Here is a 23,762-nt window from a genome sequence, read left to right as displayed (position 1 = left end):
CGAGCGCTGAAAAGCTCCAGAAACGTTCCGCCCACTCATCAAAGGTGTTCAGGCAGCCGCGAAAGTCATGCAGGACAGCGTCGACGTCCGGCCGTTTGGCATCCATGGGTGACAGGACGAACCTGGCAATCACCGGAGTCATGAAGCGGCCCCATGGAGTGGGGCATGGATAGAAAGGTGCATCGGCGGTCCCTCGCGCTGATTGAGCAGGCGAGAGACTTTGGAGAGGTGGGCAGGAAAAAGAAGTCGGCGTTATTCGCCAGTAAGGTTAGGACGTTTCGCCAAAACCTCGGGTAAACCGAGGCTTGGATGTAGGCGCGGGATTACAGGTTGAAAGCTCCTACAGCTTTAGTTGCCCAATCGCCTTGCTCAGTTCACCCGCCAGGGTCGCCAATTCGTTGCTGGTGGTGGCCGAATCCACGGTTTGCTGCACCGTGTTTTCGGTCACGTCGCGGATGCTCACCACGGCGCGGTTCATCTCTTCGGCGACATGGCTCTGCTGTTCGGCGGCGACGGCGATCTGGGTGTTGCTTTCGCGCATCTGCGCCACGGCGCCGGTGATTTCTGCGAGGGCCGCGCCGGCTTCCTGGGCTTGTTGTACGCAGTCGTCGGCCTTGAACGAGCTTTCCTGCATGAAGTCCACTGCGTCCCGGGTTCCGGCTTGCAGGGCCGAGACCATCTGGGTGATTTCGTCGGTGGAGCTTTGCACCCGCTTGGCGAGGTTGCGCACTTCGTCGGCGACCACGGCGAAACCGCGGCCCATTTCTCCCGCACGTGCGGCTTCGATGGCGGCATTGAGCGCGAGCAGGTTGGTCTGTTCGGCGATGCTGTGGATCACCCCGACCACGCCGTTGATTTTCTGGCTGTCCTCGGCCAGTTTCTGGATCATTTCAGCGGTCTGCTGCACACCACTGGACAGCCCGGCGATGGAGCGTTGTACGCGAGTCACCACGGCCTGGCCGCTGCCGGCGAGGGTGTCGGCGGTCTGGGACAGGTCCCGGGTCGCCCCCGCGTGCTGGGCGATGTGGTAGACCGTGGCCGTCATCTCGTTGATGGCCGTGGCGGCCTGGTCGGTTTCGCTTTGCTGGCCGAACATACCGTGCTGCACGTCGTTCATGCTGCTGGCCAGTCGTGCGGCGCCATCGTCCAGTTGCCGTGCGGTGCGCGCCACGGTACCCACGACTCGCTGGTAACCGGCCTGCATCGCGTTGAACGCGTTGGCCATCTGGCCGACTTCATCCTTGCACGCCAAGGGGACCCGGGCGGACAGGTCGCCGGTCTTCTCCACATGGAGCATCACATCTTTGAGAGTATTGAGCTGGCTGAGCAGGAAGCGGATCAGCAATTGCGAGGCGCCGAGCATCGCCAGCATCAGGATCAGGACCGCCACGGCATAGTTGGCGAAGCGCTCTTCGAACACTTGGCTCAGGCTGGGTGCGTAGGCGAGTACGGCGACGTACTCACCGTCGGTACGGGCGACGACTTCAGCCCCCATCAGCGGGTTTTCGCCGAACAGGGGCAGGTGATTGAGTTCGACCCAGCCAATGGCACTGCCCAGGGCCGACAGATCCTGACCGGCCAGCTGTGGGATTTGGCCGCGCTGGAACGTCAGCCAGTGCTCGTCGCTCGGCAGTGTCTGGCCGGCCGGCCAGGCGCCGAGCAGTTGCCCCTGTGCTTGCGCCGAGGTTCGAGAAGCCTCGCTGCGAGCCTGTTGTTCAAGCTGCACGGCATAGAGCACCAGCAGCAGGGTGGTGATAAAGGCGACCGCGTTGACGGCCCAGAATTTGTACTTCAGCGAGATATTGCTAAGCCAGGCACCCATGGAAGGTCTTCTCTGATAGCGGAAACAGCATTGGCAAGGTGCCATTATTGTGCCGCTATTCAGGAAGCCGGTTTTGACATGGGTCAATGCGCCGCATCAGTCCAATGCAGGCAGGTCGAAAAACGCCCGTGCGCTGGCGGTGCTGTGTTGGGCGAGGTCTTCCACACTTTCGTTGCGGTGCAGGGCGACTTCGCGCAGCACTTCCGGCAGATACGCCGGTTCGTTCCGACCGTTTTTCGGCTTGGGTCGCAAGGTGCGCGGCAGCAGGTAGGGCGCATCACTTTCCAGCATCAGACGGCCCCGGGGAATTTCCCTGACCAGAGGATGCAGGTGTGTCCCACGGCGCTCGTCGCAGATCCAGCCAGTGACGCCGATGTGCAAGTCGAGGTCGAGGTAGCTGAACAGCGCCTGCTGCTCGCCCGTAAAGCAATGCACCACGGCGGCGGTGAGGTGATCGCGGTAGTCCTTGAGGATAGCCAGCAGGCGCTGGTTGGCATCGCGCTCGTGCAGAAACACCGGCAGCTTCAATTCGACGGCCAGCGCCAGATGTTCTTCCAGCACCTTTTCCTGCTGCGGGCGCGGTGAAAAGTCCCGGTTGAAATCCAGTCCGCATTCCCCCACCGCTCGCACGCGGTTTTCGCTGAGCAGGCTGCGTAGACGGCGGGCGCTGTCGCTGTTCCAGTCACTGGCGGAGTGGGGGTGGATACCGGCGGTACTGAACAGGCGTTGACCGCTTTCGTCCAATTGGGTGCACAGTTCCAGAGCCTGTTCGCTGCCGTCGACACTCGTGCCGGTCAGGACCAGCTGTTGTACGCCGGCGGCATAGGCTCGGTCGAGAACAGCCTGGTGCTTCTCGTCGAAACTGGGGTTGGTCAGGTTGACGCCGATATCAATGAGTTGCATGGTGCTATCTCCGCCTGCGGCCGGAAAGCATATCAGAGCTGTAGATTTATAAGAAAAACGAAGAACTACAATGAGTTAAAGCTGTCTTTGAACGTCGCAAGTGACATTGTGGTTGGCCGAACACCTGCCGTTGTGCCACCGTTGCGCGCCTTGCCAGCGCTTAAAGCGCTCTGTTTCTGACCCCCACCGCCTCGTTCTTCGCGAAGGCGCTGGCCAGTATTCTTTCCGGAGAGCGGATGATCCGACCCTCGGCGTTGCTAGTGTTGTGCCTGACGTTGCTGCTGCCCATGGCGGCGGTGGCGCGTCTGGACGGGCCGCTGGAAGTGACCCGGCCCGGCAAGGTCCGCGACCTGGCGGAGATTCGTTCCAGTCGTACCCTGCGTGTGCTGGTGAACCAGAGCCGTAACAGTTCCGGCGAGGTCCAGGGGCAAGCCATTGGTGTGGAATACCATCGCCTGCGCGCCTTCGAGCAGTACCTCAATGGTCACGCCCGTGATGGCCAGGAGATCAACCTCAAGATCATTCCCAAGGCCAAGGACCAGCTGCTGGGGGCACTGGCCCGTGGCGAAGGCGACCTGGTGGCCCCCGGTGAATTGCTGGATGTAAAGGCCGCGCACAAGATCAGCGCCAGTGACCCGATTGTCAGCGATGTACCGTTGTGGCTGGTGGGTGTGAAGGGAGAGCGGCGCTTTACCAGGCTGGAGCAATTGTCCGGGCGCACCCTGGCATTGACCACCGGCAGTGCAGCGGCGGACGCCATCAGCCAGGTCAACCAGAAACTGGCGCTGCACAAGCAGCCGCCGGTGAAGGTGGAGTGGGTCGATCCGACCCTGGCTGTGGAGGATGTGCTGGAGATGGTCCAGGCCGGCATTTTTCACCTGACCATCGTCGAAAAGCCCATCGCCGAGCGCTGGTCGAAAATCCTGCCCAAGTTGCGCTTCGATAAACAGGTGGCGATCAGCGAGCCGGGCGACGAGTACTGGTTTGTGCGCCAGGATGCCTCGATGCTGCGCGCCAGCATTGATCGTTTTCTCAAGACCTACCGCACGCCATCCGATCAGGACGTGGCGTTCCAGCGTATCTACCGACGCCTTTACCAAGTGCGTAATCCACTGGCCCGAGCGGACCGCCAGCGCCTGGAGAAGCTGCGCCCGGTGCTGCAGAAGCATGCACGCGAGCAGGGGATCGACTGGTTGAACCTGGCTGCGCTGGCGTTCAAGGAGTCCGCTTTCGATCCGGGCGCGCGCAACAGTGGCGGCCCCACGGGGCTGATGCAGATCACTCCGTCGGCAGCACAGCGGGTGGGCGTCAACAATATCGAGAACCTCGACAGTAATGTGCAGGCGGGCGCCCGCTACCTGGCGATGATCCGTCGCAAGTTTTTCGCCAGCCCCAAGCTCAATGAACGCGAGCGCATGGCGTTTGTGCTGGCGGCTTACAACATGGGGCCGGAGCGTGTGCAGGGCATGCGCACCGAGGCCAGGCGGCGGGGGCTGAACCCCAATCAGTGGTTTTTTCAGGTTGAACGCATAGCCATGGAGCAAGTGGGGATGGGCGGCGTCAGCTATGTTAATAGCGTGAACAAATACTTCCTGGCATTCGATCGGGAGCGCGAGTCCCTGGAGCCGGCGGCGCCAAAAGTTGCTTCACGTAAATAATCTATTTTATCGATATCTATGTGGCAATTTTTCGGCTTTTATCATTGTTTAAACTGATTAATATAGCGGCCAACCCCACCTTACTTTGAAAAGGATTGTTCCCATGAGCCCATTGATCAACCGCATTCTGTCCACCCGCGCCGGTTATGGCCTGACCATTCTGCGCATTTTTGTCGGCGTCATCTTTGCGGCCCATGGTTCGCAAAAACTCTTCGGCTGGTTTGGCGGCTACGGCCTGGCGGGTACTGCGCAATGGATGGAAAGCATTGGCCTGGCGCCGGGCACCCTGATGGCGGTTCTGTCGGGCGGTACCGAGTTTTTCGCCGGGCTGGCCCTGATCATCGGCTTGCTGGCGCGCCCGGCGGCATTGGGGCTGACCATTCTGTCGCTGGTGGCGATCTTTTCGGTTCATATCCATAACGGCCTGTTCATGGCCAACAACGGTTATGAGTTTGCACTGGCTTTGCTGGGTGGCGCTTTGGCGGTGCTGCTGGAGGGCGCGGGCAAATGGTCGGCTGACCGCGCCATCGCCAATTGATGATCCGATAGTGTCCTGATAAGGCCCGCCCTGTGCGGGCCTTTTGCTGTCCGGGATTCTTGACATCGCACCACGGGCTTCTCTAGGATGCCGCTCATGCGCCGATTTAAACAGCTAATTGCGGGGCGCCAGGGGTGATCGTTATCGGTCCCGACAGAAGCCTGATCCAGGCTTCGAAATTCCGCTAAAGCGCTGGTTCGGTGTTGCCTCTCACCTGCCCGCAGACTTTTGAGGCAGAGACACGACACGATGAATGCACTACGCCCCCTCATACGCCTGGCCCCGATCACTGCGGACTTGACTCAACGTAATCCTAAAATTCTCCTGGGTGGCAAGCACCAGCCGACGCTATTGCGTTATCTGGATGGCTGGCCGCGTCGCACCGGGCGGCCTTCGGCTTTTCTGATTCAGTTTGTCGAAGATGGTGACTCCCTGGCCCGCTTTGCCAATAACAGCTTTGATCTGGCGGTGATCCAGGCGCCCAGCGCCAGTGATGCAGGCGAAGTGATCGGTCATCTTACGCGCATTGCCCGTCAGGGTCTGATTGCCCGCCGTTGAACGTTCACTGAGACACCGCGGCGGGTAGTGGCCAGTGGCGGCGACGGCGCAGTGACAGCCCCATTGCAATCAGGCATAGCAGCAGGGGTATCGGAACGATCAAGAGTGACTTGATGATGAGCTCAAGACGATCGACCGACGCATACGCCTGGCTTTTCAACATGTGCAATTCCATGGGCAATCGCAGGCGTTCCTTATTGAGCGCTTGCAACAGCATGTTCGTTTCGACCGCTTGGGCACCGACCATCTGAGCGGGCGGGTTCAGTAATTGCCACTCCTGTTCCGTGCGCTCCAGACGCTGCTCCAGTTCAACTGCATTTTGGCGATAAGAGCGCGCTGCGGCTTCGCGCAGGTCTGCCAATACCTGCAGGGGCAGACCTCCCATGGCGCGAGGGCGAATGCTCGCAAGGGGCTCGGGCGCCGCGAGGTTATCCAGGACATTCAAGACAAATAACCCGTTGTCAGGCGTAGTGTTGGCGAGCATGTCTGGGACGGCGACCACCACGACCTGGATCTGTGATGCTTTCTGCAAGCCTGGTGGCTGGCCTTCAATGCCGTCGGGAAATGCTGAATAACCTGGCCCTTCGATGCGTGCTGCAATGACATGGTGCTGCCCTTCAGCACTCGCTTCTTCGATCAATGTATTGAAGGTGTCCGGGGAGGCAAACCGCTTGGCGTCCATCAATGCCGCGTGTGCAGAGCTTTGCAGCAGCGGCGTGAAACGGGTCCTGCCGTTCTTGAGGGGGGTCAGTGCTGCGCTTTTGGACACGACCACCGAAGCCAATTTCCAACTGCTGATATCGTGCGCGTTCATCGCCTGGCGTGGCAGGGTCAATCTGGCCGGATGACGCACCGTGGGCATCCCGGCGGTCAGTGTGATCGGTGTTGCGTAGAAGCTGTCGGCCAGTAACTTGTCAGTCGACACCTCCAGCCCCCAGCTCGCAAGCATTCCGTCCAGCCGCGAGGGGGAGGAGGCCTTTCCTTCTTTCGGCCCGATAAACATCAGCAGTTTTCCGCCCTCCAGAACAAATTGATCAATTGCGTACAGTGCAGGATCAGGCAGTTTGTGTGGGTGCATCACCATCAGCGTCTGGACGGTTTGGGGCAGACGCTCGACGTTGGGCGTTACAGTGACCAGATTGAACTGCTGCGTCAGCCGTTGTTCGGTGGCAGTCTTGATGGGCAGTCCCGACAGCAGACCGACGGTGGCACGCTCGGGCTTCGTCAGCTTGTGGAGCAAATGGCTGATTTCATATTCGAGAAGAGGGGCACGATCACGATCGAATGAGGCGATACGTTGTGGACCTTGACCGGCGCGCGTACCGATCAGGCCGAATACGCCCTGTTTGACATCAAGCCCGAATAGCTCCGCTTTGTACGATTCTTCGGAGAAGGGGGCAGGATTGATAACGTGCAGGTTGATCAGGCCCTGGGCCGCCTTTTCGTACTCTCTGAGCAGATCTTCGACCTGTTGACTGTAACGTCTCAATACGCGGTGGGTGTTCGGGTCGGTGTGCGAGTTGAAATAGTACAGTTCTATCGGGCTTTCCAGGGTTGTCAGCGACCTCTGCACCGCAGCGGACAAGGTATGCACTTTGAGGTGCGAAATATCCCATTGGGCATTGGGCAGCCGGTTTATCCAGACCAGATTGAACGCGAGGAAAACCAGCAGGATGACTACCAGTGTCATGCTTGTGCGCAGCACGGGTCGCATAAAGGACATTCCTCTCAGCTGCGCTTGGCGTTGAGTGCAACGGTCGTCGCAACGAGAAAAGCCAGGATCATGCTGATGAAGTAAAGGCCGTCATGAAGTGTCAGCTTCCCGCTGTCGATTGCCTCGAAGTGCAACACCGGGCTGAGTGCAATCAGGCTGTCAATCACCCAGATAGGGGCTTGGTGCTCCAGTGCATCTGACACGTAATAAAGAGCGCTCGCGATAAAAAGCAAACTCAGTGTTACGGTAAAGATAATCACGCGTTGGTGTGTGAATGTGTAAATAAAACAGCCGATCGATAAATAACTGCCGGCCAATAACCAGCTGGCCAGGTATTGTGAGGCAATCACTGCATTGTCTGCAGTGCCCAAATAATTGACGGCGATGACAATAGGAAAAGTGAGGGCCAGGGTAAGCGCACAGACTGTCCAGGCCGCCAGGAATTTTCCGACAACCAACTCGGACGATGCGATGGGTAATGCGTGTATGACGTTAAAAAAACCGGCATTGCGTTCATCCGACCATAGTTGGGCTGACAGCACGGGAATCAATAGCAGATACAGCCAGGGGTGCCATTGAAAGAAAGCATCCAAGTCACTGTTGTCGTGCTCCATCCACTGGCTCATTTGCACGCCCAGTGCGGCGGACAGTCCCAGGAACGCGGCAACGGTCAGGTAAATACTCGGTGCGCTGATATAACTGACAAGTTGGCGGGTGAAAACCACCGGCATCCGTTTCAAAGGGTGTTCTCCTGGCTCAGATGATGAACGACGTCGTTGATACGACCGGGTTCCAGCGCCATGGAGGTGATGTTCCAGCCACGACTGGCTATCAATGCATTGACTGCGGGGTAAATGGTCTGTCCCGGCATGGCGAGCACGGTCACGGTTCCCGGGGAATGCAGGTCTTCTTCGATACCCGCAACGCCGGGTAGCACTGCCAGCGCTAGCAGATCCAAAGGAGTCTGGGCTGTCAGGGTCACTGCCTGGAAATGCCGAGAACGGCTTTTCAGCTCTTGGGGCGAGCTGTCTGCCGCCAGTTGCCCATCGGCAATCACCAGTGCTCGTGTGCACAGGCTGGACAGCTCTTCGCATTGACGGCAGGCAATGACGAGGGTCATTTCCTCTGCCAAGGATTGGATGAGTGTCTTGAGCGCGCTCGCCTGGTCAGGGCTCAAGCCTTCGCCGGGTTCGTCCAGTAGCAACAGGCCGGGGCCATGCAGAACGGCCCCGGCAATGGCGAGTTGCCGTTTTAAGCCTGGTGGCAACGTGTCGATGGGGTGGTCGAGCAGGGGCAGCAGCTCGAGCAGAGTGGCTGCTCGGTCGACTTTCTGGCGTTTTTCTATCCCGGTGTATCCGTGAGCTCCCGCGACGAAGTTCAGAAAACCTTTGACCGACAGAGTGTGGTGATTGAGTCCGCCTTCAAGCTGATAACCCACTACGGATTTGACTTGATGGGATTGGGTCAGAGTGTTGAACCCTTGAACCATGACGTACCCGCTTGAGGGTTTGATCAAGCCGGCTATCAAGTTCAGCAATGTGGATTTGCCTGCGCCTTGCCGTCCAAAAATTCCTACACATTCCTTTCGCTGTACAGTGAGAGAAAAGTTACAGATAACACTTTTTTTACCCTGGTACTTTGTCAGGTTAGTTATTTCGATCATCTGTTTACCGAAGATTTATGCAAGGCCGGCATGTGTATTCAGGCGGGTGCAAGGGTAGATTTTTAAAAAGGGTACGTTCTATTGCAGAACTTGAATATGCAGGCTTCCGTTAATAAGGAAATTCTTACGTGAGCGTCGGGCGCGCGCTGAAACAATTGGTGTGCTTAGAGTGTTATCAACGGTTGGGTGTTTATCCGACGTTTATGTAAGGTTGCTGTTTTTGGAGTGAGGCCTGATTACGATGATGCTTCTACGTACTTTAGTACTTGAACGCGGGGGGGATAATGCGCCGGTCAACGGTGCGCTGCTCTGTGGGTTTGCTGTTGCTCAGGCAGCCTCCAATTTTCTTGTCTATAGCCTTGATGAAGAGACTGAGCCCGGTAGTTCCAGGATTTACATCGCGACATTGCGAAAGAAACTTGAACGCTACTTTCTGGGAGGCATTGAATCCAAAGACGACCTGCACGTGGCCATGCAGGTCTTCAAACAGATTCTGATGGTGGCGTCCGCCTCGGGCACCCGGACCCTGAGCCCCGGGGAGCCGGAGGTTCCCTTTCATTTCATTGACCTGAAGGGCTGCAAGCTGCCGCCGGCCAGACCCGAGGATCATCATTCGGTGATCATCAAGAAAGCTTTGGTCATGAAGGTCATTACGCTGGGGATGTCAGCACCCGCGTTGCCTGCGATCGAGAGTGCTTCGCTGATCGTGCCGTCCATTCGTTTTTCCTCTCAAATGGTTTCGCCACCCAGGATTGTGAGTTCATCCGAGCCCACGCTGCCGCTTGAGCCTCAACACGCCGTTGAACGTGAACACCGGTCTACGGTTGCTCTGCCGTTAGCTGCCGAGGCGGGTTCGGTCGTTGCCTCGCCTGAGCCTGCAATCAATGCTCCTCCGGAGTCGACGCCTTTGTTCGAAGTGGACAACACGCTGGCGAGTCTTGCCCGGGTTGCCCATGACCTGACCCAGCAACAGCTGGCTGTCACTACGCAGGAAACCAGGCTGGAACAATGGCAGGCGCGATTGCAACAGGAGCAACGGCAGATGGATGAGAAGGCGCAAGCGCTTGAGTTGCGACAGGCACAGTTGCAAGAGCAGGTGCGGGACGTCAGCCGCAAGGAGGAACAGCTGGCATCGGCCATGACGCATCTGTCAGGGCTGCGCCAAAGCCTGCGGGGCGTTCTGCCTGAACTGGATCAGGCCCTGGACGGTTAGCCTGAGCAGGTTCACAGGTTCTGGCTACTTTCTGCGGTTCCTTTATCATCGATGTCGTTTGTCGACGCCAGAGCATGAGGTTATGGCGTTTGGGCATCAATGAACCGTGTTTGGGGATGCAAGCGTTTGAGTACCAAGCTGATTACCAAAGAAGGTCATGAGGCGCTGAAGAAAGAGCTGGATTACCTGTGGCGGGAAAAGCGCCCGGACACCACGCGCAAAGTGACGTGGGCGGCTTCCCTGGGGGATCGCAGCGAAAATGCCGATTACCAGTACAACAAGAAACTGCTGCGCGAGATTGATCGTCGTGTGCGCTACCTGCGCAAACGCCTTGAAGACATGCGCGTGGTGGAGTACATGCCCGAACAGGAAGGCAAGGTGTTTTTCGGCGCCTGGGTGGAGATCGAAAACGAGCAGGGTGATACCAAGCGCTTTCGTATTGTCGGTTATGACGAGATTTATGAGCGGATGGATTACATCTCCATCGATTCGCCAATGGCGCGAGCCCTGCTGCGCAAAGAGGTGGATGATGAAGCCATCGTGCAGACCCCGGGTGGCGAAGTGTGCTGGTGGATCACCGCGATTGAATACGTGAAGTAAGGGATGATGGCCCGCCCTCTGTGAAGAGCGCGAGCCATCGGCATCTCAACCTTCGCGCAGTACGGTCAGCGGGCTGGCGTTCAAGGCTCGGCGAGTACCGAATACCCCCGCACCGCCGATCAGCACCGCGCCGATCACTGGCAACAGCAATAGCCACGGATGAGGGTGCCAGGCCAGGTCGAAGGCGTAGCGGTACAGGACCCAGGTCACCAGTTCCGTTCCCAGTGCGGCGAGCAGGCCGCTGACTGCACCGAGCAAACCGAACTCGATGCGCCGGGCCTTGACCAGCAGCTTGCGCTCGGCCCCCAGTGCTCGCAGCAGCGCACCCTGGCGGATTCGCTCATCAAGGGTGGCTTGCAGCCCGGAGAACAACACCGCCATCCCTGCCGCCAGGACGAACAGCAGCACGTACTCCACCGCCAGCGTCACTTGGGCGAGGATGCTGCGCAATTGTTCGAGCAACGCTTCGACCTGCAGGATGGTCACTGCCGGGAAGGCCCGGGAGAGGTCGACGATCTGCTGGTCGTGGCCGGGCGCCAGGTAGAAGCTCGTCAGGTAGGTGGCCGGCAGGTCCTTCAAGGTGCCGGGCTGGAAGATCATGAAGAAGTTGGGCTGGAAGTTATCCCAGTTGATCGTGCGCAGGCTGGTGACACGGGCTTCGCGGTTCTCACCGCCTACAGTGAACACCAGATGGTCGTTCAGCTTGAGCTTGAGGCTTTCGGCAACCTTGGCTTCCACCGACACACCGGGGACGTCATCCGCAGGTTGCTGCGACCACCACGCACCGGCGACCAGGGCATTGCCCGGCGGCAAGTCGGCAGCCCAGGTCAAACTCAGGTCGCGCTGTACGGCGCGATCTCCACTGGAGTCCTTGCTCACAATTTCCTGCACCGGTTCGCCGTTGATGCTGATCAGCCGGCCCGGTACCACCGGGTACAGGGGCGCGGATTGCGCTTGCACTTCCAGCAGCCGTGCGCCGAAGGCGTCCTTGTCGGCGGGCAGGATGTTCAGCGCGAAATAGTTGGGCGCGTCCTTGGGCAACTGGTTTTGCCAGGTGTCGAGCAGTTCACCGCGAAGCAGGGCGATCAAACCCATCGACAGCAGGATCAGGCCGAATGCCAGGGATTGGCCCGCTGCCGCCAGCGGGTGGCGCAGCAGTTGGCCCAGGCCCAGCCGCCAGGGCAGCGAGGCCCTTGCCAGCAGCCGTCGCAGGCTTTGCAGCAACAACAACAGCAAGCCACCGAGGATCAACGCAGCAAGCACACCGCCGCCGAGCAGGGCGAAAGTCAGCACCAGGTCGAGACTCAGGCGCCACATGATCAGGCCCAGGGCGAACAACGCCGCGCCGTAGACCATCCAGGTGCTGGACGGAATGGGCAGCAAGTCGCGCCGCAGCACCCGCAGGGGAGGGACCCGACCCAGTGCGGCCAAGGGCGGCAAGGCAAAGCCGGCGAGGGCGACCAGCCCGGTGCCGATCCCGGCTATGGCCGGAAGCAGGCCGCCGGGCGGTACATCGGCCGGCAACAGATCGTGCAGAAAATAGAACAGACCGAATTGCGCCAGCCAACCGAGCAGGGCCCCGGTCAGGCTGGCCAGCAGGCCCAGTACACTCAGTTGCAGACTGAACAGCAGCATCGCTTCTCGGCGCGACAAGCCCAGGCAGCGTAACAACGCACTGGCGTCGAAACGCCGCGTGGCGAAACGGTTCGCCGACAGCGCGACAGCAACACCGGCGAGCAGCACCGCAACCAGGCTGGCCATGTTCAGGTAACGCTCGGCCTTGCCCAGGGCGCCGCCGATCTGCTGATTGCCGTCACGCGAATCTTGCAGGCGCTGGTTGGCGGCGAGCCCGGGTTTGACCAGGTCGCGATAGGTCTGCAGTGCCGTGCTGCCCTGTGGCGCGCGCCACAGTTCCCGGTAACTGACGCGGCTGCCGGGCTGGACCACGCCGGTGGCATCCAGGTCCGCGAGGTTGATCATCACCCTGGGCGTAAGGCTATAGAAGTTGCCGGCGCGGTCGGGCTCGTAGGTCAGGACGCGGGCCAGGCGCAGGGTCTTCATGCCCACATCGATGCTGTCGCCGACTTTGAGGTCCAGCGCCGTCAGCAAGCGTGCCTCTACCCAGGCTTCACCGGGTTTCGGGCCTCCGCCTGGGGTTTCCTCGCCAAATGGTGCTGCGGCGCTCTTCAGTTCGCCGCGCAACGGGTATTGCTCGTTGACCGCCTTGATACTGGAAAGCTGGATCCCGTTATCGGTGGCGATGACGCTGGAAAACTCCACGATACGCGCGTGATCCAGGCTCAGTTCGAGCCCGGATTTGATCTGCTCGGGACGGGCCGGCGAGCTGCCTTCGAGCACCAGGTCGGCGCCGAGAAATTCGGTGGCGCGCAGCAGCATGGCGCCGTTGAGGCGCGCACCGAAATAACCGATGGCGGTGCTGGCGGCCACCGCCACCAGCAGGGCAAAGAACAACACGCGCAATTCACCGGCGCGGGCATCGCGCAGTAATTGGCGCATGGCAAGGCTGAACAGGCGCAACAGCGGCAGGCGTGCCATCAAGGCTCCAGGGGCGCGACCATCAGGCCGGCTTCAAGGCGGATCAGGCGTCGGCAGCGATGGGCCAGGCGCTCGTCGTGGGTAACCAGCACCAGGGTGGTGCCGCTCTCTTTATTAAGCTCGAACAGCAAGTCGCTGATGCGTTCGCCAGTGTGGCTGTCGAGGTTGCCGGTGGGTTCGTCGGCAAACAGCACGTCAGGCTCGGCGGCAAACGCTCGGGCAATCGCCACTCGCTGTTGTTCGCCACCGGACAGTTGGCGGGGAGAGTGGGTCAGGCGTTGGCCCAGGCCGACGCGTTCCAGCAGGTGCCTGGCCCGTTCGCGCGCATCTTTACGACCGTCCAGTTCCAGGGGAAGCATGACGTTCTCCAAGGCGTTGAGGCTGTCTAGCAACTGGAAGGACTGGAAGACGAAGCCCACATGCTCGGCGCGGATACGCGCGCGCTGGTCTTCGTCGAGGCTGCTCAGGGCTTGTCCGGCGAGGGTGACCTCGCCGCTGCTGGGCAGGTCGAGGCCGGCCAGCAGGCCCAGGAGGGTGGATTTGCCGGAGCCGGAACTGCCGACGATAGCCAGGCTATCGCCCTTGTTCAGTTCCAGGCTCAGTTCGTGCAGGATAGTCAGTTCACCTTCCGCGCTGGGAACCACTTTGCTAAGGTTCCGCGCGGTGAGAATGCGTGCGCCCATGGAGAATCCGATGCGAATGTGGTTTTTGAGTGCTGGTCTGGCCCTGATGTGCATGGCCCAGAACGCAGCGGCGGGTACAGTCCTGATCGTTGGCGATAGTATCAGTGCCGGTTTCGGCCTGGATACCAGCAAAGGGTGGGTCGCACTGCTGGAACAACGGCTCAAGCAGGAGGGTTTCGACGACAAGGTGGTCAATGCCTCCATCAGCGGCGACACCAGTGCCGGAGGCCTGGCGCGGCTGCCGGCGGCGCTTGCAGAGCATAAGCCGGACGTGGTGGTCATCGAGCTTGGAGGTAATGATGGCTTGCGCGGGCAGCCGCCAGCGCAATTGCAACAAAATCTTGCGTCGATGATCGACCAGTCCAGGGCGGGGGGGGCCAAGGTGCTGCTGCTGGGCATGCAGTTGCCACCCAACTACGGCCCGCGATACACCACGGCGTTTGCCGAAGTCTATGGCGTGCTGGCCAAGGAGAAAAACATTCCCCTGGTGCCGTTTTTCCTCGAGGGCGTAGGCGGCCATCCGGAGTTGATGCAGGCGGATCAATTGCACCCGGCGGTCAGTGCCCAGGGCAAGTTGCTGGAAAATGTCTGGCCGACGCTAAAACCGTTGCTGTGACGCTTTTCTAGGCGCGGCCTTTCGGCTAATGTGGCGCCCCCCTGATTCGGAGCCCCAGATGTCGCGCCCTGCCTGGTCCCTGTTTGCCTACCAACTGATCGAGCCTGACGAGCAGCTGGATTTGTTCGCCTGCCAGGAAGTCCGAGTGCATCTGGTGACGCGTCAGCTGGAGTTGGGTGGCTCGATCGACCGTACGCTGTGCGGGACGCTGCTGCCCGCTCAACCGCGCTGGTCGTCGGTGGACCGTTCTATCTTTCAGGATCAGCGATTGTGCCCCCTGTGCCGGGCGATCCTTGAGTCACAGAAGCGCGGCACACCGCCGATCTGGCCGGAATTGCGCTTCGAGCTGTAGGGTTTGTCGCTTAAAGCTTGAAGCTTGCGACCCGCATCACGTATACAATCGATTTTTTCATACCCGTCGTTTCTGCGAAGGATTTTCCGGATGTTGTCGCGCCTCTCCGTCGTCACCTGCTGCCTGTCTCTCGCCGCGCTTTGCGCAGCCGGTTCCGCAGCCGCCTTGCAGTTGCCCTTGCCACCGCCCGGTGAAGACATCGTGGGCCAGGTCCAGGTGATCAAGGCCAAGTACGAAGACACCTTTGCCGACCTGGGCACCACCTATGACCTGGGTTATTCGGAAATGGTCGCGGCCAACCCGGGCGTCGATGCCTGGTTGCCGGGTGCGGGCACCGAGATCGTGCTGCCGACGCGCTTCATTCTGCCGCCGGGGCCGAGGGAAGGCATCGTGATCAACCTGGCCGAATACCGGCTCTACTATTTCCCCAAAGGCCAGAACGTGGTCTACACCTTCCCGCTCGGGATCGGGCGTGAGGGTTGGGGGTCGCCGATTGCCCATACCAGCATCATCGCCAAGACGCCCAACCCGACCTGGACGCCGCCGGCGTCGATCAAGGCCGAGCATGCTGCCAATGGCGATCCGCTGCCCAACGTGGTGCCGGCCGGGCCGGACAATCCCCTGGGGCCGTTCAAGTTCACCCTTGGGACGCCGGGCTATCTGATCCACGGCTCCAACATGAAATTTGGTATCGGCACGCGTACAAGCCACGGCTGTTTCCGCATGTTCAACAACAACGTGCTGGAAATGGCGAGCATGGTGCCGGTCGGAACGTCGGTGCGCATCATCAACGATGCCTACAAGTTCGGTAGCAGCGGCGGCAAGGTTTACCTCGAAGCGCATACGCCCTTGAATGACGATGGCACACCTTCGGTGGTGGACAAGCACACAGCGGTCATCAACGCCTTGCTCAAGCGCGAAGACTTGGCCAATAACCTGCGGGTGAACTGGGATCAGGTGCGTGATGTGGTAGCGGCGGAAGATGGTCTGCCCACCGAAATCGGCGTACCGGGCGGTGCGCCGGTGGCGTCCAGTACACCGGTCGATCTGCAGCAGTAAGTCTGCTTGATCGCTGGCCCGCCATGGCGTTGTGCTGTGGCGGGCTTTTTATTGCCCGGGATTCGGAGCCCGAGCGCAGGCAATAAAAAAGCCGACCCATAAATGGATCGGCTTGATAACAATCCCGAGGGATTATTACTTGCGGCTAGCTTTTTCAAGCATGCGCAGAGCGCGCTCGTTAGCTTCGTCAGCAGTCTGTTGTGCTTTTTGAGCAGCAGCCAGTGCTTCATCAGCTTTACGGTAGGCTTCGTCTGCACGGGCCTGGGAGCGAGCTGCTGCGTCTTCAGTTGCAGTCAGACGAGCTTCGGTTTCTTTGGAGACGCTGCTGCAACCGGTAGCCAGAACTGCGGCCAGAGCCAGAGCAGAGAATTTCAGAACGTTGTTCATCGTGTTCCCCTTCAAGGACTTTCTATTAAATGACTACTTGCTCAGCGTGAGCTAATAGCCGGCGTACATACTACCCATTACTTGTAGTAAGTAAACTGACGTAGCGCAAGAAGCAAAAAAAATTCTTGCGCCGAATCTATTTTGGCTAACCTTTTGGAAATTTGTATAAAAAGCATCCAGTTTTTTGCATGTCCGTACACATTGGATCCAGGCTGAAAGGGCCGGCCCGTATGTGTTAAGCCTTGTAAATAGATGAAATTTTATATATCCAGAGGAACACTTTCGTGCAGTGTGCCTTTGCGTCGTCGGGCATCTTTCACCCATGTAGAGTGACTTTAAGAGCGTCTGTTCGTCTCAAGGTTCAACTGCCGGCAATGTTCAGGCTTTCGATCGCGGGGTGATCGGGGCTCTTTCTATGTCCGCCAGCGGCAGGGGATGACGAGTGCGCCTTGAGCAATTGCAGGATTGGTGCCTACTATTCCCTACGTGCTGGTGGTGAGCGCCAAGGGTTTTCTCGTTGTCGGACTGGCACGGGGTGGCGTAGATGTTCCTTCGCCGGAAAAACATCGGTAAGGTAGGGGTCAGAAACCAAGACCCGCGAGGAGTAGTGATGAGCGAGGCGTTGTCCATCCACCATGACCAGGCTGGTCATCAGTTCGAGACCAATGTGGACGGTCATCGTGCCTATCTGACCTATATGGATCTCGGAAAGCAGACCCTGGATATCTATCGCACCTTCGTACCCAATGCTCTGCGAGGCCGTGGCATCGCTGCTGCGTTGACCGAGGAAGCCTTGAAGTTCGCAGAAGAGGCGGGTTACACGGTGATCCCGTCCTGCTCCTACGTGGAGCGCTACATGGAGCGTCACCAGCGCCATGCTGCGAAGCTGTAAAGGTTAAATCGCACACACAAAAACGCCGGGCTCAGCCCGGCGTTTTTGTGTGTGCGGCCTGGGTTCAGCTGCGTTTGCGTTTCGGCAAAACATCCTTGAGCTTGGCGTGCATGCTGCGCAGGGTGTTCTCGGTTGCGGACCAGTCGATGCAGGCATCGGTGATCGACACGCCGTATTGCAAGTCGGCCAGGTCTTTTGGAATAGCCTGGCAACCCCAGTTCAGGTGGCTCTCGACCATCAGGCCGATGATCGACTGGTTGCCTTCAAGGATCTGGTTGGCGACGTTTTCCATCACCAGCGGTTGCAGGGCCGGGTCCTTGTTGGAGTTGGCGTGACTGCAGTCGACCATGATGTTCGGCTTGATCTTGGCCTTGTCCAGCGCCTGCTCGCAGAGGGCCACGCTGACCGAATCATAGTTGGGCTTGCCGTTGCCGCCGCGCAGCACCACGTGACCGTAGGCGTTGCCTTTGGTGGTGACGATGGAAACGCCGCCTTCCGGATTGATGCCCAGGAAGCGGTGAGGGCTGGAGACCGATTGCAGGGCGTTGATCGCCACGGTCAGGCCGCCGTCGGTGCCGTTCTTGAAGCCCACGGCCGAAGACAGGCCGGACGCCATTTCGCGGTGGGTCTGGGATTCGGTGGTGCGCGCGCCGATGGCCGACCAACTGATCAGGTCCTGCAGATACTGCGGGGAGATCGGGTCGAGGGCTTCGGTGGCGGTGGGCAGGCCCATTTCGGCAAGGTCCAGCAACAACTGACGACCGATGTGCAAGCCATCCTGGATCTTGAACGAGTCGTCCAGGTAAGGGTCGTTGATCAAGCCTTTCCAGCCGACGGTGGTGCGAGGTTTCTCGAAGTAGACGCGCATCACCAGATACAGGGTGTCGGACACTTCCGCCGCCAGCACCTTGAGGCGCTCGGCGTATTCGTGGGCAGCCTTGAGGTCGTGGATCGAGCAGGGCCCGATCACGACAAAGAGGCGGTGGTCGGTGCCGTCGAGAATATTGCGGATGACTTCGCGGCCCTTGGTGACGGTCTGCAGGGCAGTGTCGCTCAGGGGAATATCGCGCTTGAGCTGATCGGGTGTGATCAGGGTCTCGTTGGATTCGACGTTAAGGTCATTGATCGGTAAATCAGCCATCGTGTTACTCGTCAGGGTCACGGGTGCCGGCCGCCAGCCATCCCCGTGCGGCGGAGCACAGCATGATTTGAATGCAGGGGGGAGGAACCTTAGCGCGTATCACGGGCCCGCGACAATGGGCAAAGCCCTTTAATCCAGCGCCGGCGCCACAAAGGCTTCATGGGAGAACTCGTTGGCATGGCGTGCTACCCACTCGCGGGCCAGGGCGTCAAGTTGCTGGGGGGTGGGCTCGGCGTCTTCGTGCTGGCGGCAGTAACGCTCTATCCTGCATGCTTGCTCCCCCATGCGAGCACCGAACAGGGCATGTTCCTCGGTAAACAAGATGCCGATGCGATAACCGTTTTCTACCTTGCGGCACCACGCTACATAGCCCGGATAGCGGGCGCTGGCACCCAGGGAAGGGATGTGCAGGTCGATGGCCGTGCCCTGGCGCCAGGCGCGCGGGCAATTGCAGGCAATGCCGCCCAGGCCGATAGTGAGCAGGCGTTGGCGGGGGATGGCGGGAGAGGGACGTTGGATTAACTCGACAGCGACATCATCAGGGTGAGGTAAAAAACGACCCATGTACACGGACTCCGAGCACCGTCCAGTTGACGGCGGTGGCAGCAGTATAGTGAAGGAACTGGAATTGACCGATCTGGATATTGACCAGCAATTGCTGGGATTGCCAGGTATTTCGTTGGTGATATTCACCAGCGTCGGGTGTTCCAGCTGTCGTTGGGCGCGCCAGCAGGTGCCCGGCTGGCAGTTGCCGGTGAGCCGCGTGTGCTGGGTGGATGCCGGGCACAACGGCGGTGCGGTCGAACGCTACCAGATCTTTCATTTGCCGGCGCTGTTCGTGGTGTGCGAGGGTCAATTTCTCGGACAATTACAGACACGCCTTACACCGTCTGATCTCGCTGACGCCATCCAACAAGCGCTTGCCCGCACCCCAGAGGATCTGCCATGACTGCACAATCACCCCGCATCGGTATCATCGGCACAGGCGCCATCGGTGGTTTCTACGGCGTGATGCTGGCACGCGCCGGCTTCGATGTGCACTTCCTGTTGCGCAGTGAATACGCGGCCGTCCGCGAGCGCGGTTTGCAGCTCAATAGTACGCTGCATGGCCGTTTGCACCTGCATCCGGTACAGGCCTATGCCCGTGCCGCCGATATGCCGCCCTGTGACTGGCTGCTCGTGGGCACCAAGTCCACGGGAAACGTCGAGCTGGCACCAACCCTCGCCCAGGTGGCCGCGCCGGATGCCAAGGTGGTGTTGTTGCAAAATGGCCTGGATGTGGAAGACAGCCTGCGCGAACACTTGCCGCCGTCGCTGCATCTGCTGGGAGGGTTGTGCTACATCGGTGTGCACCGTTCAGCGCCAGGTGTGGTCGAGCATCAGGCGCTGGGTCGGGTCAACCTGGGTTATCACAGTGGTAGCGCGGCGGGCGACGAGGCGCTTCAGCAGGCGATTGTCGACGCCGGCGCGGCGCTGTTCCACAAAGCGGGTATCGAGTCTCAAGGTATGGCCAATGTGCATCTGGCCCGCTGGCATAAACTGGTGTGGAACGTGCCCTACAACGGACTTTCCGTACTGTTGGGGACCGGCACTACCGCGATGATGGCCGACGAGTCCAGTCGTGAGCTGATCCAGGCATTGATGGCTGAGGTGGTACAGGGCGCTCACGCGTGCGGCCATGGGATTCCTGCGAGTTACGCCGAGCAGATGTTCACCATGACTGAAAGCATGGATGACTATCTGCCCAGCATGTATCACGACCATATGCATAAACGTCCACTGGAGCTGGCGGCGATCTACGCGCGCCCCCTGGCGGCTGCCAGGGCCGCGGGTTGCGAGCTGCCACGCATGCAGGCGCTGTATCAAGCCTTGAGTTTTATTGACCGGCATAACCGCTGAGTCCGGGGGGGCAAATCATGGCAAAGGGATTGGGCGACAAACTGGTGCTGGCGATTTCGTCGCGGGCGCTGTTCGACCTGAGTGAAAGCCACAAGGTCTACCTGGCTCAAGGGGTGGAGGCCTACCGCAAGTACCAGATCGACCATGAGGAAGAAACCCTCGAGCCCGGCGACGCCTTCCCCTTGGTGAAGAAACTGCTGAGTCTCAACGCCAGCCTTGGGCGCGCCCGGGTCGAGGTGGTGCTGGTGTCGCGCAACAGCGCCGACACGGGGCTGCGCGTGTTCAATTCGATCCAGCATTACGGCCTGGATATTTCCCGTGCCGCTTTTGTGGGTGGGCGTAGTCCCTATCCGTACCTGGCCGCTTTTGGGTGTCACCTGTTCCTGTCCACCCATGCCGAAGATGTACGCAGCGCCCTCGATGCAGGCTTCGCTGCGGCGACGATTCTGTCGGGTGGCTCGCGACGTGCGTCCAGCGAGGAACTGCGAATCGCCTTCGACGGTGATGCGGTGCTGTTTTCCGACGAATCCGAGCGGGTGTATCAGGCAGGGGGGTTGGAAGCGTTCCAGGCCAGTGAACGGGAGTCGGCGCGCCAACCTCTGCACGGTGGACCCTTCAAGGGGTTTCTGGCGGCGCTCAATCTGTTGCAGCGTGAGTTTGCGGACGAGGCGTGCCCCATCCGCACCGCGTTGGTCACTGCACGGTCGGCGCCTTCCCATGAACGGGTGATTCGTACGTTGCGCGAATGGGACATCCGGCTGGATGAGTCGCTGTTCCTGGGCGGGCTGGAGAAGTCGGCATTTCTGGAAGCCTTCGCCGCCGATGTGTTTTTCGATGATCAGGCCGGGCATTGCGAGAAAGCCAGGGAGGTGGTGGCCACCGGGCACGTGCCCCACGGCATCAGCAACGAGGTAAGGGCGCCGTCTGAGAGTTGAGTCAGCCGAAGTGTCCGTGGCACTGCTAAGCTGAGGCAATCCCCGCCATCCTGGCAGACCAGGAGGTTCTATGATTCGTTCGATGCTGTACGCCACGGACCTGGGTCTGTATGCGCCTTATGTGATGCAACATGCGCTGGCGCTGGCGCGAACGTTCAAGGCCGATCTGTACGTGATTCACGTGGTGGAGCCCATCGGCCTGTTCGCCGAATCGGTGTTACAGAGCTACCTTGATGAGAAGGCGCTGAGCGAGTGGCAGAGCCAGGGGGTGAATACGGTGATGGCAACGATCGAACAGCGGGTGCTGGACAGCTTTCGCGAAGAGTTGGGGGAGGGGGAGCAGGACCTGAAGTTGATTCGCTCGGTGCGCGTGATCCAGGGGGACCCGTGCGAGGTGATTCTCGACCAGTTGCGCAAACTTTCCGTGGACCTGCTGATCGTCGGCAGCCACAGCCATGCCACCGCAGCGGCGACCCCGCTTGGACGCACGGCTGCGCGAGTGTTGCAGTTGTCTACCGTGCCGATTTACCTGGTGCCCTCGTTACAACGTCGACGCAGTGATGACGTGTGATCGGTAAAAACGATAAAAAGTTCTAGATTTATCCATCATACCTTTAATATAGTTATATACCGTCGCTGATACCCGTGGCGTCTATCTGCTTTGAGGGACACATATGAAGCTTCAACAACTGCGCTACATCTGGGAAGTGGCGCACCACGACCTCAACGTTTCCGCTACCGCTCAAAGCCTTTACACCTCGCAACCCGGTATCAGCAAGCAGATCCGCCTGCTCGAAGACGAGCTGGGTGTGGAAGTGTTCGCGCGCAGCGGCAAGCACCTGACCCGCGTGACTCCGGCCGGTGAGCGCATCATCACCACCGCCGGCGAGATCCTGCGCAAAGTCGAAAGCATCAAGCAGATCGCCCAGGAATTCTCCAACGAGAAGAAAGGCACCCTGTCGATCGCGACTACCCACACCCAAGCGCGTTATGCCTTGCCGCCGGTGATCCGCGACTTCATCAAGCAGTACCCGGACGTGGCACTGCATATGCATCAGGGGTCACCGATGCAAATCGCCGAGATGGCCGCTGACGGCACTGTCGACTTCGCCATTGCCACCGAAGCCCTTGAGCTGTTCGGCGACCTGGTGATGATGCCGTGCTACCGCTGGAACCGTTGCGTGGTCGTGCCTCAAGGCCACCCGTTGGCCAAGTTGCCGAAGCTGACGCTCGAGGCGCTGGCTGAATACCCGATCGTGACGTACGTATTCGGTTTCACCGGCCGTTCCAAGCTTGACGAAGCGTTCAGCCACCGTGGTCTCACACCGAAAGTGGTGTTCACCGCCGCCGACGCCGACGTGATCAAGACTTACGTGCGCCTGGGCCTGGGTGTGGGCATCGTCGCCAAGATGGCCGTCGATACCGCCCTCGACAAAGACCTGGTGGTGCTCGATGCCAGCGAACTGTTCGAGTCCAGCGTGACCAAGATCGGTTTCCGTCGCGGCACTTTCCTGCGCGGCTTCATGTGTGACTTCATCGAGAAGTTTGCGCCGCACCTGACCCGCGAAGTCATGGCCAAAGCGATCCAGTGTCACAACAAGCAGGAATTGGAAGAGTTGTTCGACGGCGTGGAACTGCCCGTTCATTAAGCCGGTTACCTGGCCTCGGTAACCGTAAAGTGTTGCCGGGCGCCTGCGACCTGAATCTCCACCTCATCACCCTCGAACTTGCCCAGCAGGCTTTTGCCCAAGGGTGAGCGCGGGGTGATGACGGTCACCGGTTGTCCCACGACCTCTACCTTCAACCCCGCCCCATCCGGCGCCAGGAACAGCCATTGCTGGCGATCGTTTTCGTCGGCCAGGCCCAATAGCGCACCGATTTCTATACCCCGTTGATCATCGTAGGCACGCAGCGCCATGTTCTGGCACAGCGTCAGCGCCAGCCTGATTTCCTCGACGCGCCTGGCTTGTCCTGTTGCCAGGTAGGATGCCTCCAGCCCCAGGGTGTCGTACTTGTTTTCCGCGATGTTTTCTTCGTGGGTCGCCGCTTCATAGGCGGTCTGCGCAGCGCGTTGTGCGATCTCAAGGTCGACGCTGAGCTTTTCCAGAATCAGGCGGTGGACGGCATGTTTATTCATGGTGATCAATCGCAGAATTGCAGGACATTGGCGCGGGTCTTTTCGTTGGGGGCGTTCTGGTCCTGTTGCAGCCAGAACTGGCATTTGGGGTTGGACAGGTTGCGCGCGTTGCTGCGGGCTTGTTCCAGGCTTTGCTGTTGCGCCTGTTTGCGCAGGTTTTCCTGATACTGCTCGAACATGCGGTTCGGCGCTTCAGGCGCCACGACGGTCGGTTTGCCCAATTGCTCCACCGCCTGGGTCACCGGCGCCAGGCTCTGCGGGAACAGGTAGCGCGACGCCAGCCAGGTGCTCAGCACGATGGCGATAAATCCCAGCCACACGCCAAACGCGATGGCGACACTGAGCTTGAGCAGTGACAACGGACGATCGGGCATAGCGGCCTCCTGGCAGGCATGGGCGGTGTGGCGGCGATTGTCGCACAGCCGCTGTGCAGAAT

General features: G+C 59.8%; 26 protein-coding genes. 14 read left to right on the top strand and 12 right to left on the bottom strand.

What is annotated here, in order from left to right; genetic code table 11:
- Nucleotides 1–340 precede the first annotated feature (340 nt).
- Nucleotides 341–1,822 carry a methyl-accepting chemotaxis protein gene (locus ACW9IN_RS26300; protein WP_457368586.1) on the bottom strand — a complete coding sequence of 494 codons (1,482 nt, stop codon included), beginning with the start codon at nt 1,820–1,822 and terminating at the stop codon, nt 341–343.
- 96 nt (nt 1,823–1,918) lie between these two features.
- Nucleotides 1,919–2,725, bottom strand: coding sequence for a TatD family hydrolase (locus ACW9IN_RS26295; RefSeq protein ID WP_457368585.1), 807 nt, complete (start codon nt 2,723–2,725; stop codon nt 1,919–1,921).
- A 236-nt stretch (nt 2,726–2,961) separates the two neighbouring features.
- Between ACW9IN_RS26295 and ACW9IN_RS26290 the strand changes: the two genes are divergently transcribed.
- The 3 genes from ACW9IN_RS26290 to ACW9IN_RS26280 all read left to right on the top strand — a co-directional run bounded on the left by ACW9IN_RS26290 (nt 2,962) and on the right by ACW9IN_RS26280 (nt 5,479).
- Complete coding sequence (locus ACW9IN_RS26290) at nt 2,962–4,383, top strand: transglycosylase SLT domain-containing protein (protein ID WP_457368584.1); 1,422 nt, start codon at nt 2,962–2,964, stop codon at nt 4,381–4,383.
- 103 nt (nt 4,384–4,486) lie between these two features.
- A complete protein-coding gene (locus ACW9IN_RS26285; protein ID WP_457368583.1) occupies nt 4,487–4,921 on the top strand; it encodes a DoxX family protein in 435 nt (144 codons plus the stop codon).
- 249 nt (nt 4,922–5,170) lie between these two features.
- Entirely contained in the window at nt 5,171–5,479 is a 309-nt protein-coding gene (locus tag ACW9IN_RS26280) for a class I SAM-dependent methyltransferase (protein ID WP_457368582.1), read from the top strand.
- Between the two features lie 4 nt (nt 5,480–5,483).
- Here ACW9IN_RS26280 and ACW9IN_RS26275 read toward each other — a convergent pair whose 3' ends face one another.
- The 3 genes from ACW9IN_RS26275 to ACW9IN_RS26265 are packed head-to-tail and all read right to left on the bottom strand — an operon-like array spanning nt 5,484 to nt 8,856.
- Nucleotides 5,484–7,193 carry a Gldg family protein gene (locus ACW9IN_RS26275; RefSeq protein ID WP_457368581.1) on the bottom strand — a complete coding sequence of 570 codons (1,710 nt, stop codon included), beginning with the start codon at nt 7,191–7,193 and terminating at the stop codon, nt 5,484–5,486.
- A gap of 14 nt (nt 7,194–7,207) precedes the next feature.
- Nucleotides 7,208–7,933, bottom strand: coding sequence for an ABC transporter permease (locus ACW9IN_RS26270; protein ID WP_457368580.1), 726 nt, complete (start codon nt 7,931–7,933; stop codon nt 7,208–7,210).
- Nucleotides 7,930–8,856, bottom strand: coding sequence for an ATP-binding cassette domain-containing protein (locus ACW9IN_RS26265; RefSeq protein ID WP_457368579.1), 927 nt, complete (start codon nt 8,854–8,856; stop codon nt 7,930–7,932). The genes ACW9IN_RS26270 and ACW9IN_RS26265 overlap by 4 nt, the downstream gene beginning before the upstream one ends.
- 241 nt (nt 8,857–9,097) lie before the next feature.
- Between ACW9IN_RS26265 and ACW9IN_RS26260 the strand changes: the two genes are divergently transcribed.
- Both ACW9IN_RS26260 and greB read left to right on the top strand, forming a co-directional pair.
- A complete protein-coding gene (locus ACW9IN_RS26260; protein WP_457368578.1) occupies nt 9,098–10,069 on the top strand; it encodes a hypothetical protein in 972 nt (323 codons plus the stop codon).
- A gap of 126 nt (nt 10,070–10,195) precedes the next feature.
- Nucleotides 10,196–10,669, top strand: a complete 474-nt coding sequence (greB, locus tag ACW9IN_RS26255) for a transcription elongation factor GreB (protein WP_457368577.1) — start codon at nt 10,196–10,198, stop codon at nt 10,667–10,669.
- A gap of 45 nt (nt 10,670–10,714) precedes the next feature.
- Here the strand turns inward: greB and ACW9IN_RS26250 are convergent, their stop codons facing one another.
- Together ACW9IN_RS26250 and ACW9IN_RS26245 are read right to left on the bottom strand one after the other, a co-directional pair.
- Nucleotides 10,715–13,225 (bottom strand): ABC transporter permease, encoded by a 2,511-nt coding sequence (locus tag ACW9IN_RS26250; protein WP_457368576.1) that lies wholly within the window; start codon nt 13,223–13,225, stop codon nt 10,715–10,717.
- A complete protein-coding gene (locus ACW9IN_RS26245; protein ID WP_457368575.1) occupies nt 13,225–13,908 on the bottom strand; it encodes an ABC transporter ATP-binding protein in 684 nt (227 codons plus the stop codon). The genes ACW9IN_RS26250 and ACW9IN_RS26245 overlap by 1 nt, the downstream gene beginning before the upstream one ends.
- A 10-nt stretch (nt 13,909–13,918) precedes the next feature.
- Here ACW9IN_RS26245 and ACW9IN_RS26240 point away from each other — a divergent pair, with 10 nt between their 5' ends.
- The 3 genes from ACW9IN_RS26240 to ACW9IN_RS26230 all read left to right on the top strand — a co-directional run bounded on the left by ACW9IN_RS26240 (nt 13,919) and on the right by ACW9IN_RS26230 (nt 15,935).
- Nucleotides 13,919–14,524 carry an arylesterase gene (locus tag ACW9IN_RS26240; protein WP_457368574.1) on the top strand — a complete coding sequence of 202 codons (606 nt, stop codon included), beginning with the start codon at nt 13,919–13,921 and terminating at the stop codon, nt 14,522–14,524.
- Between the two features lie 58 nt (nt 14,525–14,582).
- On the top strand, nt 14,583–14,876 hold the full coding sequence (locus ACW9IN_RS26235) for a hypothetical protein (protein ID WP_003218723.1): 294 nt from the start codon (nt 14,583–14,585) through the stop codon (nt 14,874–14,876).
- Between the two features lie 90 nt (nt 14,877–14,966).
- Nucleotides 14,967–15,935 carry a L,D-transpeptidase family protein gene (locus tag ACW9IN_RS26230; protein WP_457368573.1) on the top strand — a complete coding sequence of 323 codons (969 nt, stop codon included), beginning with the start codon at nt 14,967–14,969 and terminating at the stop codon, nt 15,933–15,935.
- Between the two features lie 135 nt (nt 15,936–16,070).
- Here ACW9IN_RS26230 and oprI read toward each other — a convergent pair whose 3' ends face one another.
- The gene (oprI, locus tag ACW9IN_RS26225) at nt 16,071–16,322 is read right to left on the bottom strand and encodes an outer membrane lipoprotei OprI (RefSeq protein WP_003172710.1); all 252 of its coding nucleotides are present in this window, start codon (nt 16,320–16,322) and stop codon (nt 16,071–16,073) included.
- Nucleotides 16,323–16,932: 610 nt separating this feature from the next.
- Here oprI and ACW9IN_RS26220 point away from each other — a divergent pair.
- On the top strand, nt 16,933–17,214 hold the full coding sequence (locus ACW9IN_RS26220) for a GNAT family N-acetyltransferase (protein WP_003189869.1): 282 nt from the start codon (nt 16,933–16,935) through the stop codon (nt 17,212–17,214).
- A gap of 64 nt (nt 17,215–17,278) precedes the next feature.
- Here the strand turns inward: ACW9IN_RS26220 and ACW9IN_RS26215 are convergent, their stop codons facing one another.
- Nucleotides 17,279–18,355, bottom strand: a complete 1,077-nt coding sequence (locus ACW9IN_RS26215; protein ID WP_457368572.1) for a 3-deoxy-7-phosphoheptulonate synthase — start codon at nt 18,353–18,355, stop codon at nt 17,279–17,281.
- A 129-nt stretch (nt 18,356–18,484) separates the two neighbouring features.
- Complete coding sequence (locus tag ACW9IN_RS26210; RefSeq protein WP_457368571.1) at nt 18,485–18,919, bottom strand: PilZ domain-containing protein; 435 nt, start codon at nt 18,917–18,919, stop codon at nt 18,485–18,487.
- Here ACW9IN_RS26210 and ACW9IN_RS26205 point away from each other — a divergent pair.
- The 5 genes from ACW9IN_RS26205 (at nt 18,918) to cysB (ending at nt 22,838) form a co-directional block, all read left to right on the top strand.
- Nucleotides 18,918–19,304, top strand: coding sequence for a thioredoxin family protein (locus tag ACW9IN_RS26205; RefSeq protein ID WP_457368570.1), 387 nt, complete (start codon nt 18,918–18,920; stop codon nt 19,302–19,304). The two genes, ACW9IN_RS26210 and ACW9IN_RS26205, sit on opposite strands and share 2 nt — an antisense overlap.
- A complete protein-coding gene (locus ACW9IN_RS26200) occupies nt 19,301–20,254 on the top strand; it encodes a putative 2-dehydropantoate 2-reductase (RefSeq protein ID WP_457368569.1) in 954 nt (317 codons plus the stop codon). The genes ACW9IN_RS26205 and ACW9IN_RS26200 overlap by 4 nt, the downstream gene beginning before the upstream one ends.
- Before the next feature lie 17 nt (nt 20,255–20,271).
- Entirely contained in the window at nt 20,272–21,189 is a 918-nt protein-coding gene (locus tag ACW9IN_RS26195; RefSeq protein ID WP_457368568.1) for a 5'-nucleotidase, read from the top strand.
- Nucleotides 21,190–21,259: 70 nt separating this feature from the next.
- Nucleotides 21,260–21,760 carry a universal stress protein gene (locus tag ACW9IN_RS26190; RefSeq protein ID WP_457368567.1) on the top strand — a complete coding sequence of 167 codons (501 nt, stop codon included), beginning with the start codon at nt 21,260–21,262 and terminating at the stop codon, nt 21,758–21,760.
- A 103-nt stretch (nt 21,761–21,863) separates the two neighbouring features.
- Nucleotides 21,864–22,838, top strand: a complete 975-nt coding sequence (gene cysB / locus ACW9IN_RS26185) for an HTH-type transcriptional regulator CysB (protein WP_012722988.1) — start codon at nt 21,864–21,866, stop codon at nt 22,836–22,838.
- 5 nt (nt 22,839–22,843) lie between these two features.
- On the opposite strand, the gene ACW9IN_RS26180 is transcribed toward cysB, so the two are convergent.
- Nucleotides 22,844–23,326, bottom strand: a complete 483-nt coding sequence (locus ACW9IN_RS26180; RefSeq protein ID WP_457368566.1) for a GreA/GreB family elongation factor — start codon at nt 23,324–23,326, stop codon at nt 22,844–22,846.
- Nucleotides 23,327–23,331: 5 nt separating this feature from the next.
- Nucleotides 23,332–23,700: a hypothetical protein gene (locus ACW9IN_RS26175; RefSeq protein ID WP_457368565.1), complete on the bottom strand. Its 369-nt coding sequence runs from the start codon at nt 23,698–23,700 to the stop codon at nt 23,332–23,334.
- Nucleotides 23,701–23,762 lie beyond the last annotated feature (62 nt).

The organism is Pseudomonas sp. SDO5271_S396, assembly GCF_054071795.1.
This window is presented reverse-complemented; position numbering and strand designations above follow the sequence as displayed.